The organism is Nostoc sp. C96, assembly GCF_059384975.1.
Map to the genome: position 1 here is coordinate 5,399,756 of NZ_CM182020.1, position 16,969 is coordinate 5,416,724.

At 42.8% G+C, this 16,969-nt stretch carries 14 protein-coding genes; 6 read left to right on the forward strand and 8 right to left on the reverse strand.

What is annotated here, in order from left to right:
* Nucleotides 1-316: 316 nt before the first annotated feature.
* On the reverse strand, nucleotides 317-865 hold the full coding sequence (gene rimI, locus AC504W_RS23130; RefSeq protein ID WP_494878738.1) for a ribosomal protein S18-alanine N-acetyltransferase: 549 nt from the start codon (nucleotides 863-865) through the stop codon (nucleotides 317-319).
* A 286-nt stretch (nucleotides 866-1,151) separates the two neighbouring features.
* On the opposite strand from rimI, the gene lysA reads away from it, so the two are divergent.
* The 3 genes from lysA to uppS all read left to right on the forward strand — a co-directional run bounded on the left by lysA (nucleotide 1,152) and on the right by uppS (nucleotide 4,320).
* Nucleotides 1,152-2,555, forward strand: coding sequence for a diaminopimelate decarboxylase (gene lysA / locus AC504W_RS23135; RefSeq protein ID WP_494874547.1), 1,404 nt, complete (start codon nucleotides 1,152-1,154; stop codon nucleotides 2,553-2,555).
* A 95-nt stretch (nucleotides 2,556-2,650) separates the two neighbouring features.
* A complete protein-coding gene (gene cdaA, locus AC504W_RS23140; protein ID WP_096580365.1) occupies nucleotides 2,651-3,574 on the forward strand; it encodes a diadenylate cyclase CdaA in 924 nt (307 codons plus the stop codon).
* Nucleotides 3,571-4,320 (forward strand): polyprenyl diphosphate synthase, encoded by a 750-nt coding sequence (gene uppS, locus AC504W_RS23145; protein WP_494874548.1) that lies wholly within the window; start codon nucleotides 3,571-3,573, stop codon nucleotides 4,318-4,320. Before cdaA ends, uppS begins: the two co-directional genes overlap by 4 nt.
* A 56-nt stretch (nucleotides 4,321-4,376) precedes the next feature.
* On the opposite strand, the gene AC504W_RS23150 is transcribed toward uppS, so the two are convergent.
* Together AC504W_RS23150 and AC504W_RS23155 are read right to left on the reverse strand one after the other, a co-directional pair.
* Entirely contained in the window at nucleotides 4,377-4,649 is a 273-nt protein-coding gene (locus tag AC504W_RS23150) for a DUF3143 domain-containing protein (RefSeq protein ID WP_096580369.1), read from the reverse strand.
* Nucleotides 4,650-4,680: 31 nt separating this feature from the next.
* Nucleotides 4,681-5,226: a J domain-containing protein gene (locus AC504W_RS23155; protein WP_494874549.1), complete on the reverse strand. Its 546-nt coding sequence runs from the start codon at nucleotides 5,224-5,226 to the stop codon at nucleotides 4,681-4,683.
* 150 nt (nucleotides 5,227-5,376) lie between these two features.
* Here AC504W_RS23155 and AC504W_RS23160 point away from each other — a divergent pair, with 150 nt between their 5' ends.
* Complete coding sequence (locus AC504W_RS23160; protein ID WP_494874550.1) at nucleotides 5,377-6,258, forward strand: Rpn family recombination-promoting nuclease/putative transposase; 882 nt, start codon at nucleotides 5,377-5,379, stop codon at nucleotides 6,256-6,258.
* 18 nt (nucleotides 6,259-6,276) lie between these two features.
* Here AC504W_RS23160 and AC504W_RS23165 read toward each other — a convergent pair whose 3' ends face one another.
* Nucleotides 6,277-7,272: a DnaJ C-terminal domain-containing protein gene (locus AC504W_RS23165; protein ID WP_494874551.1), complete on the reverse strand. Its 996-nt coding sequence runs from the start codon at nucleotides 7,270-7,272 to the stop codon at nucleotides 6,277-6,279.
* Between the two features lie 273 nt (nucleotides 7,273-7,545).
* Nucleotides 7,546-9,627 (reverse strand): molecular chaperone DnaK, encoded by a 2,082-nt coding sequence (gene dnaK / locus AC504W_RS23170; RefSeq protein ID WP_494874552.1) that lies wholly within the window; start codon nucleotides 9,625-9,627, stop codon nucleotides 7,546-7,548.
* A 324-nt stretch (nucleotides 9,628-9,951) separates the two neighbouring features.
* On the opposite strand from dnaK, the gene AC504W_RS23175 reads away from it, so the two are divergent.
* Nucleotides 9,952-10,803: a M28 family peptidase gene (locus tag AC504W_RS23175; protein WP_494878739.1), complete on the forward strand. Its 852-nt coding sequence runs from the start codon at nucleotides 9,952-9,954 to the stop codon at nucleotides 10,801-10,803.
* Nucleotides 10,804-10,806: 3 nt separating this feature from the next.
* Here the strand turns inward: AC504W_RS23175 and AC504W_RS23180 are convergent, their stop codons facing one another.
* Nucleotides 10,807-11,718, reverse strand: a complete 912-nt coding sequence (locus tag AC504W_RS23180; RefSeq protein WP_494874553.1) for a bestrophin family protein — start codon at nucleotides 11,716-11,718, stop codon at nucleotides 10,807-10,809.
* 101 nt (nucleotides 11,719-11,819) lie between these two features.
* Between AC504W_RS23180 and AC504W_RS23185 the strand changes: the two genes are divergently transcribed.
* A complete protein-coding gene (locus AC504W_RS23185) occupies nucleotides 11,820-15,548 on the forward strand; it encodes a hydantoinase B/oxoprolinase family protein (protein WP_494874555.1) in 3,729 nt (1,242 codons plus the stop codon).
* 40 nt (nucleotides 15,549-15,588) lie between these two features.
* On the opposite strand, the gene AC504W_RS23190 is transcribed toward AC504W_RS23185, so the two are convergent.
* Both AC504W_RS23190 and AC504W_RS23195 read right to left on the reverse strand, forming a co-directional pair.
* Nucleotides 15,589-15,831, reverse strand: a complete 243-nt coding sequence (locus AC504W_RS23190; RefSeq protein ID WP_494878740.1) for a hypothetical protein — start codon at nucleotides 15,829-15,831, stop codon at nucleotides 15,589-15,591.
* A gap of 316 nt (nucleotides 15,832-16,147) precedes the next feature.
* Complete coding sequence (locus tag AC504W_RS23195) at nucleotides 16,148-16,924, reverse strand: ABC transporter permease (RefSeq protein WP_494874556.1); 777 nt, start codon at nucleotides 16,922-16,924, stop codon at nucleotides 16,148-16,150.
* Nucleotides 16,925-16,969: the final 45 nt, after the last annotated feature.

Consider the following 16,969-nt stretch of genomic DNA (forward strand, 5'->3'; position numbering starts at 1 on the left):
TACTAATTATTAGCATACTTTGACTGTAGATGTCAAAATTTTCTCAAATATATTTTTTATTTAAAACGAAAAAATTATATTCATTAAAAATTCTAATGAATTAACAGGTGTAAAAGTTCATTTTTTCTTGGTTGTGAACGGTGATTTGTCCTTTGACCTTTGTCATTAGCTGTTTTAGTTCCAGTGCTTTCTCTGATCCCGCTATTAGATAAAGAAAGCTTTTCATATTTGGTTATGAGGTGATCTCGTGAAGAATTCGCTGGAGAAAGTGCTGATGACTGAGCAAAAATACTAGCCTCTTAATCGCTCTTTCTGGCTAATTAATCAACTGCCAAGAAAATTGATTCAATTGTTTGCTGACAGTAGTGTGCCAAGTGTCTAAAGTTGTTTGAAACTTTGGATGCTGCAACTCTGATAACCAAAGAATTAGGGCATCCTCGCCATTATCTTTGTAATAACGCCGTCGTAAACCAGCGGTTTTAAAGCCAAATTTCTGATATAAGGATATAGCAGCAAGGTTAGAAGCTCTAACTTCGAGGGTGGCTCGCTCTAAACCGCGATCGCCAGCTGTCTTCAAGAGAGCGTACAATAAAGCCTGTCCCAAACCTTGACGGTGATATTGGGGATGAATTGCCAAAATTGTAATGTGGGCTTCGTCTACAATCGACCAAAAGCAACCCATCCCCAAAAGTTGAATACTAGACAATGGTGCAAATAACCCAAGTAATTCGCTGTTGGGACTGTCCAACTCTCGTTGGTAGCCATCCATTGTCCAAAGACCACCAAAACAAGCTTGATCAAGTTCGAGGATTGCACTGAGATCATTGGTTGTGAGCGATCGCAATTGTAAGTCTAATGAAATCACATTTATTAAAGTGCTGAGTTGAAAGTGCTGTTTAGCGGTAGCGGGGCGTTCAGCCCGTGCTGAGTTCAAATTACCTTAACTTAATGGTTGATTTCCGGCTGCGCGAAAGTTCTCTCGTACTTTTTACTCAGCGAGAAGTTGGTGCGGAGAGAACTTGCGTGCGCGGGTTCCCCCCGTTGAGCAAACTTCGGTGACTCAGCACTCAGCACTTAACACTGAGTTGGTAAACTGAAAATCGGGATACTTCCTCACGCCCTTAATTTGAACAAGGACAATCTATATAGTTATGGTATCGACTCACCCCACTGAGGTTCAACATACTGGAACTCAGTATTTGCCTCAAAAGCGCAACCCAAACGAAACTATTTCGCCTAACCAGGAACTTTTACCTTTAACGGCCAAAGTTAACAGTGATGACTGTCTGGAAATTGGTGGGTGTGATGTCACAACCCTAGTTCAGCAGTTTGGTTCGCCTTTATATATTTTAGATGAAGACACTCTCCGTTTGGCTTGTCGGCAATACCGAGATGCGTTTAAGCAATACTACCAAGGTGAAGCTCAAGTATTGTATGCTTCCAAAGCATGGAATTGTCTAGCTGTTTGTGCGATCGCTGCTTCTGAAGGCTTGGGAATTGATGTTGTTTCTGGCGGTGAACTCTACACAGCTTTAACTGCTGGCGTTAGTCCTGAGAAAATTTACCTCCACGGCAATAATAAATCTCAGCCAGAGCTAGTTTTAGCAATTGAATCTGGTGTGACGATTGTCGTTGATAACTGGCAAGAATTACACAATTTGGTGGAATTGACCCAAAACACCCAGCCAGTCCGCATCATGCTGCGGTTAACTCCAGGTATTGAATGTCACACCCATGAATATATTCGCACAGGACACTTAGATAGTAAGTTTGGCTTTGATCCCAACGATTTAGATGAAGTATTTACCTTTGTCAGCAAGCAACCTTCCTTGAACTGTGTAGGCTTGCACGCTCACATTGGCTCACAAATTTTTGAACTGCAACCCCACCGAGACTTAGCCGCGGTGATGGTGCAATGGTTCCGAGATACTGCTAAGTATGGTTTAAATTTAACCGAACTCAATATTGGTGGTGGGTTAGGTATTTGTTATACAGAATCAGATGATCCCCCAAGTATTGAAGATTGGGTAAAGGTAATTTGTGAAGTTCTTCAAGAAACTTGTGCAGCCGAAAATTTGCCATTACCAAAGCTATTATGTGAACCAGGGCGATCGCTAATTGCAACATCTTGTGTAACTGCCTATACCATTGGTGCAACCAAAGTAGTCCCAGAAATTCGTACCTACCTATCTGTTGATGGTGGAATGTCCGATAATCCCCGACCAATCACTTACCAGTCAGTTTATCGGGCTGTAGTTGCTAATAAAATGTCGGCTCCGATTACACAAACAGTCACAGTAGCTGGTAAACATTGCGAATCAGGAGATATCCTAATTAAGAATGCCCAACTACCAAAAACTGAACCAGGCGATATCCTAGTGGTTATGGCAACTGGTGCTTACAATTACAGTATGGCATCTAACTACAACCGCTTACCCCGTCCAGCAGCAGTAGTAGTGGCTAATGGCGAAGCAAATTTAATTTTGCAGCGCGAAACTTATCAAGATTTGATTCGGCAAGATTGCCTACCAGATAGACTCAAAAGTAGTCATTAGTCCTTAGTCATTAGTCCTTTGTAAAAAAAACTAATGACAGATGACAAATGACTAATGACATATCGTATTAGAGACAGAAAGATAATCCAGATGTCATGAGAGATTGGTCAAAGCATTGGCTGACAAACCTAGGATGGTCGCAGTCCTTGCTACTTGGGACTCTGGATATTGTATTAGTGCTGGCGCTGACGTACATGATACTAGTTATTATTAGCGAGCGCCGGACACTTTGGATGGTGCGAGGATTTATTATTTTAATGCTGGCATCGGCAATCAGCGGTAGATTGGGCTTACCCCTGCTAAATTTTGTCCTAGAAAAATTAGTGATTGGTTGTGCTGTGGCGATGGCGGTAGCACTACAATCAGAATTTCGGAGATTTTTGGAACAATTAGGCCGTGGAGAAATACGCCAGTTATTTCAAACATCCAGTTTGTCCATCCCCAAATCTGATAGTGTGATTGATGAAATTGTGGATGCGGTTAAAGAACTTTCAAAAAACCGAATTGGAGCTTTGCTAATTTTGGAAACCACTGGCCCAATTGACGAGCGAGATTTTTCTGTGCCTGGAGTTAAGCTGAATGCTGAAGTCTCTAAGGAACTTATACAAACAATTTTTCAGCCGAAAACTTTGTTACATGATGGGGCGACTTTGATTCGCGGCTCAAGAATTGTATCATCAGGTATAATTTTACCACTTTCGGGACGCACAGCCTCGCGCCAGTTGGGTACACGCCATCGGGCAGCAATGGGAATTACTGAGCGGGTCGAAAATTGTATTTGTGTAGTTGTATCAGAAGAAACGGGTTCTATTTCCCTAGCGGAACGGGGAACCCTAAATAGACCACTGACCATTAGAAAACTCAAAGAGTCCTTAGAGGCTCGCTTATCTCCAACTGTAGATCGGGAAGCAGTGGCTCCTGGTCTGTTAAGCTGGGTGCGTCAGATTGGTAGTAAGGCACTGGTACTAGTTTCACGTTTACTTGGATTACCATCGACCGCTTCTCGAGATAAAAAATGACTGTACAACAAACTGAACTGCTATATTTGCCTCCCGACTTGAAACGGGAACTACTGCCCAAACACGTTGCGGTGATTATGGATGGCAATGGTCGATGGGCTAAACGTCAAGGTTTGCCGCGAATCATGGGTCATAAGCGTGGTGTTGATGCTTTGAAAGACTTGCTGCGTTGTTGCAAAGACTGGGGAATTGAGGCACTGACAGCTTATGCTTTTTCTACGGAAAACTGGAAAAGACCGCAGGAAGAAGTGGATTTTTTGATGACTTTATTCCAAGTAGTTTTACGCCAAGAACTGCGAGAAATGGTTGAGGAAAATGTGCAAATTCAGTTTGTGGGAAATTTGCAGGCTTTGCCGCGATCGCTGCAAGATGAAATTACTCGTTCAATGGAAGCCACGAAGAATAACCGCAGTATTAAGTTTTCTGTGGCCACTAATTATGGCGGACGGCAAGAAATTTTACAAGCTTGCCGCGCGATCGCCCAAAAAGTTCAGCAAGGTATCCTCAAACCAGATGAAATTGATGAATCAGTATTTGAAAGCCATCTTTACACTGCTGGAATTGATGACCCTGATTTATTAATTCGTACTAGCGGGGAAATGCGCCTTTCCAATTTTCTCCTCTGGCAAATGGCTTACGGGGAAATTTACATCAGCGAGACTCTTTGGCCTGATTTCGACCGCGCTGAGTTTCACCGGGCTTTATGTGCATATCAGCAACGAGATCGGAGATTTGGGAAAGTCTAAAGTCTGAAATATAAATTTCATCCTTTTTTATACTTTACCCTTGAGACTTCGACCTTTTAAGGGCCAGAAAATACAGCTTGTTCTATATCCTCACGGCTAAGAGAATACTTGAAGGAGCGTTGGATGTCTTGTTGATTGTCTCCAGCCTCAAGATATCTAACTACAATTTGCTCAATATCTAGCCAAAGTTCAGCTTGCCAATCGGGTCTTTGCACACGCCAACAATGACGTTGTGTTTCATCTTGTTGACAGCCTTGGTCTTTTAACCATTGTTCAATTTGTGGTAGAGGATGATTATATAAAGGGGTATCTGCTGGCAGAATAGACATAATAATTTGAGATTTTGAGGTAGGAAACTGTTTATTGGAATATGGAAAAGTTATAGTTTTGAGACTCTCCAGAACTAGTTAATTGGGATACATCAGAAATATGCTTTTCGACTTTGGGGGTAAGTAGAGGAGATTGGGTTTGAAAAGCAGCTTCACCACGAGCAAATCCAATCGCCAGTGCTAGTAATAAACATCCGACAAAGGTCAGTCCCAGGATAAATAAAGCGAATATTTCGCCAGACGAAAGCGGGCGATCGCTGGCATCGAGGTAAGCTGATTTAGAGTAATCATAAGAATAACGCACAGGACGATGCAAATCCGCAGGTGCTTGAATTACACCAAAGCGAGAATAGCCAATTTTCAAGTCATAACTGAGTCGCCGTTCTGGATGGCTTAAAGTGGCATAAGCTTCATTAATTTGCTGAAATTTAGCTGTAGCCAGGGTAGCAGGTAATTCTGTAGTGTCAGGATGATAGCGCTTGCTTAGTTCCCGATAAGCACGGCGAATATCAATCACCGATGCAGAGGGATGCAGTCCTAGCAGCGAGTAGTAGGAGGTTTCACTACTTTGTGGCATGGCCCCATTTTGATTCACGGCTGTTTGAGGTTGGCGATCAAGTTTTTTATAATATTGTAAACCTCCTACTCCTGCTCCATACGAATCTTTTATTGTGATGGCATGTACAAGATACGATAAATTTCATTGCCTAAGTGCCTCTCCATATCGATGTCCAAACGCGCAGATGTTAGCACTAAAAAATTAATCAGCCTTGCACCTGACAACTGGGTAAAATGGGTAACAAAAATCCCTGATGTCATTGCCGGGGAAATTCTCAGTTCTGAATTTCAATGGATCAGCAGAGAAAGTGATGTTTTAGTCCGTGCTACCAGTCCTGAATACGGTGAATTTCTCGTCCTCAACGAATTACAATTACGCTATCAATCGCAAATGCCGCGTCGGATGCGTGCATATTCAGCCCTGGCCGAAGAAAAATATAATCTACCAACATATCCTGTTTTAATTAATATTCTGAAGACTACTAATGAACCAATACCTACTAGTTTTGAATCAAACATTGCTGGATTGCGGTCATTACAAGATTATCGTGTGATTAACTTGTGGGAAGTTGATGTGAATATTGTTTTGGAACAACCTCTACCATCTCTACTTCCCTTTGTACCGATTCTTAGAGGTGGTGAAAATGAGTCGATAATTCGAGAAGCATTACGAATTCTCCGTGCTGATGAACAGCTAAACCAATTAGAAACAGTCTTGGCTTTTTTTGCTACGTTTGTTTTAGAAAGTGCGTTAGTTCAAGAAATCATGAGGTGGGATATGGCTGTGTTACGTGAGTCACCTTGGTATCAAGAAATTTTACGCGAAGGCGAGGCGCGAGGCGAAGCGCGGGGTGAGGCGCGGGGTGAAGAACGTGGTCGACGGGAGGAATTATTTTCCGGGATTGAACTGGCCTTAGAGATTAAGTTCGGCAATGCTGGGTCAGAGTTGATGCCAAATATTTCCCAAATGAGTGATTTACAGCGATTAAAAGCTATTCAACAAGCGATTAAAACTGTTAACACTATTGAGGAATTGCAACAACTTTTATAGGTTTGTGAGTGGAAAACCCTAACCTAGTAAATCAGCGCGAGGTTTAAAGGTTTCAATTTGCCGAATTTTTTCGTAAAGTTCTTTTTCTTCGGGACTAATATTTTTTGGTGTAATTATCTGAATCTCCACCAATTGATCGCCGCGTTTGCCATTGTCGGTAGGGTAGCCTTTATTTGCCAATCGGAATCTTTGACCAGACCTAACACCTGGGGGGATGGTCATTTTCACAGGGCCATCGAGGGTGGGTGCTTCAACAGATCCGCCGAGAACTGCTTCACTGGGAGTTACGGGTACTTGACAGGCTATGTTTGCGCCTTCTAATTTAAATAAGGGATGTGGCTCGACAGTAATTTTTAGGTATAAGTCGCCACCGCTGATACCTTGGTTTTTTAGGCGGATACTCTGACCTGTAACCATAGCTGGAGGCATTGTCACTTCTAGCGATCGCCCATCTTCTAAACGAATGCGCTCGTTACCACCTTGATAAGCTTTTTCTAATGGTAAGGTTAATCGGGCTTCAATATCTCGCCGCGCAGGTTTTGGCGGATTTTTAGGAACTGTATATTGAACTCTGCTGTTCGGCGAACGAAACGGATCGGTTTTTGTAGTACTGCCATTTCTGGTATCTTGGCGACTACCAACACCTACAACTTGATTGATAAAGTCTTCAAAATTAGCAAATTGACTGGGGTCTACTTGATTGCTATTGCTGCGATCGCTTGGACGTTCTCCCCAGCCTTTGGTTTTTGGCGTTTGTTTGTTCCCAGCAAAGCCTTTTTGCTTCCAATAGCGACTAAACTGGTCGTATTGCGCTCTTTTGGCTGCGTCGGAAAGCACTTCGTAAGCTTCACCAATATCTTTAAATTTTTCTTCAGCGGCTTTATTTCCTGGATTCAAGTCAGGGTGATATTGTCTAGCTAATCGCCGATAGTTCTTTTTAATTTCTTCATTAGAGGCATCTTTATCTACTCCTAAAATCTCGTAGTAATCGCGAAAATTCTGCAAATTTTGCATAGTTCAGTTATTTAAATTTAAATTTTAGATTTTAGATGTTGGTAATAATTATTAAGTAATCAGTACGTAGAAGGCAGGAGACAGGATGCAAGAGGCATAAGGTAAAAGCTAGTATGTGATAGGGTTTCACAGGTTGGCATTTTATATTTAATTATGTCTACCTACTTAATACTATTGACTCATTACTTATTACTTATCACCAATGGCTAAATCCGTATTTTGAATCAAATTTCTCACCTTAGTAACGGTGGTTATTGCCATGTAAGGGCAGTATTACAACCAGTCATCGTCATTTTCATCCCAATTATCTTGATAACTAGGGCGGGATGTGCGGCGAGATGGGCGACTGTCATAGGCTGAAGAACGGCTGTCTCTACCATAATCTCTGCCATTTTCTCTACCGTAGTCTCTGCTGTTATAGGAATCGCGATCGCGGTAATTATCGCGGTAGTAATCAGGTTCCCGTTCTCGTTCTTTGTCGCCGCCTCCTGTGAAGATTTCTTTAATGGTGCCGAACAAGTCATCGTCTTCGTCTTCAGCATAATACTGACGGACTTCTCGGTTTAGTTCATAAAGGGCATCTTGCAAGTCAGCGTAGGCTTGATCAATACCGCGATCGTCGTTGGCTTGTAAACTTTCCTTTAGTTCGCGGCTGATATTATCAATGCGTTGGCGACGACTGCGGGCAAATTGCATACCAAATTCTAAGGCTACTTCTCGCAGTTGTCGTTCTGCTTGTAAAATCAATGCTTCGGAACGGGTGCGTTTTTCGACGCGTTCTTTGCGTTCGCGATCGACATCCGCGTATTTTTGCGCGTCCTGAATCATCCGATTTATTTCTGATTCACTTAAGGTGGATGCGCCTTGAATAGTGATACTTTGTTCTCTACCTGTTGTTCTATCTAAGGCTGTTACCTGTAAAATCCCGTTGGCATCAATATCAAATGATACCTGGACTTGAGGAATGCCGCGCGGGGCTGGGGGAATGCCATATAATTTGAACCGTCCGAGAGATTTGTTATCTCCTGCCATTTCCCTCTCTCCTTGCACTACGTGAATTTCCACGGTGTTTTGGTTATTTTCGGAAGTGGAGAAGATATCCGAACGGCGGACTGGGATAGTGGTATTGCGAGGAATGAGTTTTTTCATCACACCGCCGATAGTTTCCAATCCCAAAGATAAAGGTGTGACATCCAATAACAGCAAATCCTTCAGTTCACCAGCGAGGATACCTGCTTGAATGGCTGCACCAACGGCGACGACTTCATCAGGGTTAACATTTTCGTTAGGTTCAATGCCAATTAAGTCACGGACTAGTTGCTTAATCATGGGGATTCTGGTTGAACCACCAACTAACACAACTTCTTCGATATCTTCTGGCCTGAGTCCAGCATCTTTTAATGCCCTTTTGACTGGTGTGCGGACGCGTCCGACTAAATCACTACACAAACCTTCAAATTGAGAACGCGTCAGACGAGTTTCGATATGTTTTGGCCCGTCTTCTGTGGCGGTGATAAAGGGCAAATTGATATCCGTGATGCTCACAGCAGATAATTCAATTTTAGCTTTTTCTGCTGCTTCCATTAAACGTTGTAGAGCTTGGCGATCGCGTCTTAAGTCTACACCTTCGGTTTCTAAAAATTGCTCTGCTAACCAATCCACTATCTTTTTATCAAAGTCATTTCCACCCAGTTGGGTATCACCACTGGTGGCTTTAACTTCAAATACCCCATCGCCAACATCTAAAATCGATACATCAAAAGTCCCACCACCCAAGTCAAAGACTAAGATGGTTTCGGTGTCACCACGATCTAAACCGTAAGCTAAAGAAGCAGCGGTGGGTTCGTTGAGAATTCGCAATACTTCTAAGCCGGCAATTCTGCCTGCATCACGGGTTGCCTGTCTTTGAGAATCGTTAAAATAAGCGGGAACTGTCAGAACTGCGCCTGTAACAGGTTCACCTAAATAACGGCTGGCATCATCGGCTAATTTCTTGAGTACCATTGCCGAAATTTCTTCGGGGGCAAAATCTTTACTCAGGCGGGGACAAGCAACTTTGATATTCCCGATTTCGTCTTTGCGGATGGTGTATGGCACACGCTTAGAATCTGGGCTGAGTTCACCATACTTTCGTCCAATAAAGCGTTTAACTGCAAAAAAAGTATTTTGCGGGTTGAGGACGGTTTGCCGTCGTGCCATTTGCCCAACCACTCTCTCGCCATCTTTGCTGAAACCAACTACGGAGGGTGTTGTTCGCATTCCTTCTGCATTGGCAATCACCACCGGCTTGCCACCCTCCATCACGGCGACTACTGAGTTGGTTGTACCCAAGTCGATGCCGACTACCTTGCCCATGCGTTACTCTTCTCCTAGTGTGTCTTATATCTATTAATTTATTATGATTGGCCAAGACTACCAATAGCATGAAGCTATTAGTGGAAAACACCTCAATGGTATAATAGTCAATTAAGGCAAAAGTTGAATAAATTTAAGGTTAAGGAGCTAGTTGCAAAACTAGGATAGCATTCACAATGCTGAGTATGTCTAAGTAGCTCTAAATCTCTATAGTCGAAAAACTCTACTTTATCAGCGCTTTAAGTTGGGTAATCCGCCCTTTTTTGATTGATTGTTGACTTACTCCTGATACTCAGAAGTTTATTTGAAGAATACTTGCAAGCTTTGAATTTACAAGAGCAATTACGAACTCATCTGCATGAAATCGCCAGAGAACGCGATCCTTTCTTCGCCACAGCAGGACATTTCTTTGTCCAAGAATACATTCGTCAAGAATTAGCGCAATGGGGAAGTGTGGAAATCCACACCTTTGTAGTGAGAGGGAAAACCTGCAACAACCTGATTTTAAATTTATCAAGTCAAACAATAGGGAAGCACCAAGATTTACCCCCAATTTTGATTGGGGCGCACTACGACGCTGTGCCGGGAACGCCAGGGGCAGATGATAATGCTACAGGTGTAGCGGTGTTATTAGAATTAGCCAGAAAATTTGCAGCGGAACCTGCTAAATATCCCTTGCGGCTAGTAGCTTTTGATATGGAAGAATATGGCTTACTAGGCAGTGCTGAATATGCAGCTTTATTGCATCAACAACAGCAATCACTCCGCTTAATGATCTCTCTGGAAATGTTGGGTTATTGCAACTCCACGCCTGGTTCCCAAGCTTATCCCCGTCCGTTGGAGAAGTTTTATCCCAATCAAGGTGATTTTATTGCTTTAATTGGAAATTTGCGGACAATTCGGGATTTAATCAGCCTCAGCCGGAATATTCGCAAAGCTGGCTTACCCAGTCAGTGGCTACCAGTACCTAACCGAGGCTCAATTGTACCTCAAACCAGACTCAGCGATCATGCACCCTTTTGGGATTTGGGCTATCCAGCGATTATGGTGACAGATACGGCATTTTTACGGAATCCCAATTATCACAAACCTAGTGATAATATTGCCAGTCTAGATTTAGATTTTCTGACAAGTGTTTGCCAAGGTTTAGAACAGGGAATTAGACGGTTAGCTTAGTCTTTAAATGGCGATATTGTCAGGAAGCGATCGCACATTTGGTGGCAAACTAATTAAATCATCAATGTTGCGTTTCATGGTGTTGCAAATCGCATCTAGTGGTAAGTCATTGGCATCATAACCAAAAGGATTTTCGATTTCTAAGCCGATAGCCTCAATGCCAAACAATGTAAAACTAATTAAAGAGACAATTAAGCCTGTCCACCATCCTAAAGTTTCTACCATTTGAAAGGGCAATAAGCAGCAATACAATAACAATAATTGCTTGAGATGTATGGCATAAGCTAGAGGCATAGGTGTTCTTAAAATCCGTTCGCAAGAACCTAAATTATCCACTAAATTATTTAATAGTTCTTGCAGACTAGTTAATTGGTAGCTATTTAAGCATTTGCGGTCATACTGTTGTTGCAAATAGTCACCAATCCAAAAAGCAACCTCTAAAGGTGGATGGTTCATCGTCTGCAATTTTATATACTTAGATGTGGGAATTAACTCTTCTAGTTCACCATTAATTTTTTCTTCTCTTAGATGCAATTTAGTTGTGACAGCAAAAGCTACTAATAAACGTAAGGCAGCAACTTTATGTTCTCTATCTTCAGGAGATACTTCGTCAATAGACACCCAAATCTGTCGTGCTAAATTACGTACAGTGTTGACTATAGAACCCCAGGCTTTTCTACCTTCCCAAAACCGATCATAAGCAGTATTTGTCCGAAAAACTAATAATAAACCTAAGACAATACTAGGAATAACATTTCCTAAAATAGGTTGAGATACAGGTAATTTTAAATAATAAAGAACCGAAATTACAACACCAAAAAAGCCACACCAAAAAACTCGTGGATAAATTGAAGATATCACCGAGCCTTTCATCTGAAAAGCCATTTTAGACCAACTGATTTTTTCAACTGCCATGCAATTACCCTAGAAATCTTCAGCGAACCAAGCAAGTAACTATCTGATAACTTAAAAATCATAACCTTGGCAGTAGCAAAATCGGCATAGAGGAATTTACTATGACTGGGGCATCACCATCTTTGGCAAGTTGGGAATTCTGGATTGATAGAGGCGGGACGTTCACCGATATTGTGGCGAAGCGTCCTGATGGGGAATTGGTCATTCACAAGCTGCTGTCAGAAAATCCTGAACGCTACACCGATGCAGCAGTGCAAGGAATTCGTGAACTGTTGGGAATTGCGGCTGATGCGCCAATTCCAGGCGATCGCATCGCGGCGGTGAAAATGGGAACAACTGTAGCGACAAATGCTTTATTAGAAAGAAAAGGCGATCGCACCGTTTTAGTAATTACTCAAGGATTTCGGGATGCTTTACGTATCGGTTATCAAAACCGTCCCGATATCTTCGCCCTTGAGATAATTTTGCCAGAAATGCTGTACGAAAAAGTAATTGAAGTCGAAGAACGTTACAGCGCCCAAGGTGAGGAATTAATCCCTTTAAATATCGATGCAGTTCGTCCGCAATTACAAGCAGCATACAATGATGGGATTCGTTGCTGTGCCATTGTTTTTATGCACGGCTACCGCTACACCGCCCATGAACAACAAGTCGCCACTTTAGCCAAAAGTATTGGCTTTACTCAAGTTTCCACATCTCACAAAGTCAGCCCTTTAATGAAATTAGTTAGTCGGGGCGACACGACGGTTGTTGACGCTTATTTATCACCAATTTTGCGGCGATATGTAAATCAAGTATCCAGTCAATTGTCATTTGCTACTAACAAAGGACAAAGGACAAATGACCTAGACGCGTTAGCGGCTTCCCGCAGGGTAGGACAAACAACTAAATTGATGTTCATGCAATCCAATGGTGGACTAGCGGATGCAGAGAACTTTCAAGGTAAAGATAGCATTTTATCAGGCCCGGCAGGTGGGATAGTTGGGGCAGTACAAACAAGCCGGATGGCTGGATTTGACAAGATTATCAGCTTTGATATGGGCGGCACATCCACTGATGTGGCGCATTACAATGGCGAGTATGAACGCACCTTTGAAACAGAAGTCGCCGGAGTGCGTCTGCGAACACCGATGATGGCGATTCATACCGTTGCGGCTGGTGGTGGTTCGATTGTGCAGTTTGATGGTTCTCGCTATCGGGTGGGGCCGGAATCTGCGGGGGCAAATCCAGGCCCAGCGGCTTATTCCAAGGGCGGAAGGTTGACGGTAACTGACTGCAACGTGATGGTGGGTAAATTGCAACCAGAGTTTTTCCCTAAGATATTCGGGGTGAATGGCGATTTGCCCTTAGATGTAGAGGTAGTACGGCAGAAGTTTGGGCAATTAACGACGGAAATTGGCGATGGGAGAACACCGGAAGAAGTTGCTACGGGATTTTTGGCGATCGCAGTTGATAAAATGGCAAACGCTATCAAAAAAATCTCTCTCCAGCGTGGTTATGATGTATCGGAGTATACTTTGTGCTGTTTTGGTGGTGCTGGTGGGCAACACGCTTGTTTAATTGCTGATGCTTTGGGGATGAAGCAGGTATTTATCCATCCATTCGCGGGGGTGTTGTCTGCTTATGGTATGGGTTTGGCAGATGTCAGGGTGATTCGAGAAAAGTCGGTGGAAGCGGTTTTGGATGAGGGTTTGTTGGCGGAGTTGGAGTCAGAGTTTGTAGCTTTGGTGGGGGAAACGAACCGCCAAGACGCAGAGATCGCCAAGATAGAGGTTTATCGCAAAGTGCATCTTAGATATGAGGGAACGGATGCGCCTTTGATTGTAGATTTTGCTGATGTGGTGATGATGCAGCGGCAGTTTGAGGAGTTACATCGTCAGCGTTATGGGTTTATTGCTGCTGAAAAGCGGTTGATTGTGGAAGCTGTGGCGGTTGAGGTGGTGGTGAAGCATGATGCGCCGCCAGAGAATGAAATTACACGTAGGGATACCAAAGAGCCTGTAGCGGCTGCGACTACACAAATGTACACTACTGGTACATGGCAAACAACTCCAGTATACCAACGCCAAGATTTACAACCAGGAGATTGTATCGCAGGGCCAGCCATTATTGTAGAGACAACTGGTACAAATGTTATTGAACCCCATTGGCAAGCGGAATTAACTACACGCAATCATCTTGTGTTGTCTGTGCTTGGTATTGCAGACGACAACGGACAACGGACAAATGACCTAGACGCGTTAGCAGCTTCCCGCAGGGTAGGACAAAAACCCGATCCCGTTATGCTGGAGATTTTTAATAATTTGTTTCGGGCGATCGCAGAACAAATGGGTATAACCTTACAAAATACCAGTTCCTCGGTAAACATCAAAGAAAGGCTGGATTTCTCCTGTGCAATTTTTGATGGTGCTGGACAATTGGTAGCGAATGCGCCTCACATTCCTGTGCATTTGGGTTCGATGAGTGAAAGTGTACAAGCTTTAATTACTAACTATGGTGACACCATCAAACCTGGTGATGTCTTTGTCTCTAATAATCCCTATAACGGCGGGACTCACTTACCAGATATTACCGTTATCACCCCAGTCTTCCCCGATTTAACACTCAGTACTCCCGACTCTCCACTATTCTACGTCGCCTCACGGGGACACCATGCAGATATCGGCGGTATTACTCCCGGTTCAATGCCACCCAATAGTACAAATGTGGTAGAAGAAGGGATATTAATCGATAATTTTCAGTTAGTTGCAGCAGGCCAATTCCGCGAAGCAGAATTAGTAAATTTGCTTACAAGTGAACCTTACCCTGCACGCAATGTTACCCAAAATTTAGCAGATTTACAAGCACAAATCGCTGCTAATGAACGCGGTGTGCAAGAATTGTTAAAAATGGTAGAACACTATGGATTAGAAACTGTACAAGCTTACATGGTTTTTGTGCAAGACAATGCCGAAGAATCTGTACGGCGTGTCATTGAAGTTTTACAAGATGGCAGTTTCAGTTATGCCTTAGATAATGGTAGTATGATTCAAGTTGCAATTACCATTAACCGAGAAAAACGCAGCGCTAAAATTGATTTTACTGGTACTTCAAATCAGCAAATAAATAATAATTTTAATGCTCCAGCAGCAGTATGTAAAGCAGCAGTTTTATACGTTTTCCGTACATTAGTTAATGATGATATTCCTTTAAACGCTGGTTGTCTGAAACCTTTAGAAATTAACATTCCTGAAGGGTGTATGTTAAATCCCTGTTACCCTGTGGCTGTGGTGGCGGGAAACGTGGAAACTTCCCAAGCAATTACCGATGCTTTATATGGCGCGTTGGGGGTTTTAGCGGCTTCTCAAGGAACGATGAATAATTTTACCTTTGGGAATGAACGCTATCAATATTATGAAACAATCTGTGGTGGTTCTGGTGCAGGTGCAAATTTTGCTGGTACAGATGCAGTGCAAACACACATGACTAATTCGCGTCTGACAGATCCAGAAGTATTAGAATGGCGTTTTCCAATTGTGTTAGAAAATTTTGCTATTCGTCATCATAGTGGTGGTAAAGGCCATCATTATGGCGGAAATGGTGTCATTCGCCGCTTGCGTTTTTTGGAACCTATGACCGCAGCAATTTTATCAAATCATCGTGTAGTTGCACCTTTTGGTTTATCTGGTGGTGAAGCTGGAAAATTAGGAAAAAATTATCTGGAAAGGTGTGATGGAACAGTTGAGGATTTAGGTAGTAAAGCTGTGGTGGAAATGAATATTGGTGATGTATTTGTCATTGAGACTCCCGGCGGTGGTGGTTATGGTTTTGCTGATAATATTAATTATTAATGAATGAGAGGACGATTCAGGCGATCGCCCCTCATAAAATTTAAATGGCTACTTTCTGACGGGGACAATCAAACACCACGACAAAATTAGCTTCCGGCATGAGTTGACGTAAACTTTGTACATGACCATCTGCATCAGAACGGCTGCGAAATCTCGCAACTGTTACCCTTTGCATATCTGGAAATAACCGCGCAACAATCCAAGAATTTAGCCGTTCTTTGTAAGCAAATATTTGAGTCTGCGTTTCTGAGGAGAAATCTTTGTCATCGCTGTTTTGTGGCATGATTAATCTATCCATAAGCAGTCTAATGAAGAGCGTTAGCTAGTTTCTTGGCGGGGATACTGCGGGATTTATATCAATGCACTGAAGCAGAAGAATTGATGTCGGCTCAAGAGACTTAGCCTTGCTTGAATATTGCCTGAATAATTGAGTTGCTTTTTGATCAGCAAGCGATCGCATCCTCTCACACTAGAGATAAATCAGTCCTCTCCCCTGCGAGAGAAGACAAAAAATCAAGACTTCTTCTCCAAAACATAATTTTCAGCCTGATGCTGTGATTTTGCAAGTCAACGTATCAAAGTACTTTTGTTGTCCACAATTATCTAATTAACTGCGCCGCTGAGTTAAAAAACTGACGACACAATCCCCTTGTAACTAAAATTGTCGTCAGTAAGTTTGCCACAGCAACCATAAACACAATTAAAATTTCATAAGAGACAGCATCTAAAGGGTTCACACCGCCTAACAACTGTCCGGCGGTAATACTGGGAAGGGTAGCCATACCAATGAGCATCATTTGATTGATGGTAGGAAGGAATGCGGCGCGAATGGCTTCTCTGCGGTACTGACTGACAGCTTGTTGCGGCGTTGCGCCTAAACTTAAGTGAGTTTCAATTTCCCCAGCGGAATTATTGACTGTACTAACGAGACGTTCACCAGCGATCGCCGCTGCATTCATGGCGTTACCAATAATCATCCCAGCAAAGGGAATCATATATTTTGCTTCGTACCATCTATCTGGTTGGAGAATCAAGAAGTTGGTGTAAAAGAGCGTGAAGGCGGTACTGACTAAAATTGCGCCCCAAACCACAGGTAATACTAAAGGAATTTTCTGGCTGATCCGATTTCGTGCGACAATCGCTCCCATTGTCAGCATAATTGCTAAAATTCCCAAAACCGCCCAAGCATTATTTACGGCAAAGATGAAATCGAAAACGTACCCCAATACCAGCAGCTGTAAGATGGTTCTACCAGTTGCAATTGCCAAATTTAACTCTAATCCTAATTTTTCCCAGGCGGATAAACCAATGGCGATCGCCATTAACCCCACAGCCAAGGCTAAATCAGCTAAATCTAGTTTGATTAAATCCGGCACAGTTTTTTCACCTCCTGGAATTGTCTGATCACAACAGCTTACATA

Coding starts and splice junctions, on each gene's coding strand:
- lysA (WP_494874547.1), top strand. CDS start 1,152: ATGGTATCGACTCACCCCACTGAGGTTCAACATACTGGAACTCAGTAT.
- cdaA (WP_096580365.1), top strand. CDS start 2,651: ATGAGAGATTGGTCAAAGCATTGGCTGACAAACCTAGGATGGTCGCAG.
- uppS (WP_494874548.1), top strand. CDS start 3,571: ATGACTGTACAACAAACTGAACTGCTATATTTGCCTCCCGACTTGAAA.
- AC504W_RS23150 (WP_096580369.1), bottom strand. CDS start 4,649: ATGTCTATTCTGCCAGCAGATACCCCTTTATATAATCATCCTCTACCA.
- AC504W_RS23155 (WP_494874549.1), bottom strand. CDS start 5,226: ATGCCACAAAGTAGTGAAACCTCCTACTACTCGCTGCTAGGACTGCAT.
- AC504W_RS23160 (WP_494874550.1), top strand. CDS start 5,377: ATGTCCAAACGCGCAGATGTTAGCACTAAAAAATTAATCAGCCTTGCA.
- AC504W_RS23165 (WP_494874551.1), bottom strand. CDS start 7,272: ATGCAAAATTTGCAGAATTTTCGCGATTACTACGAGATTTTAGGAGTA.
- dnaK (WP_494874552.1), bottom strand. CDS start 9,627: ATGGGCAAGGTAGTCGGCATCGACTTGGGTACAACCAACTCAGTAGTC.
- AC504W_RS23180 (WP_494874553.1), bottom strand. CDS start 11,718: ATGGCAGTTGAAAAAATCAGTTGGTCTAAAATGGCTTTTCAGATGAAA.
- AC504W_RS23185 (WP_494874555.1), top strand. CDS start 11,820: ATGACTGGGGCATCACCATCTTTGGCAAGTTGGGAATTCTGGATTGAT.
- AC504W_RS23190 (WP_494878740.1), bottom strand. CDS start 15,831: ATGCCACAAAACAGCGATGACAAAGATTTCTCCTCAGAAACGCAGACT.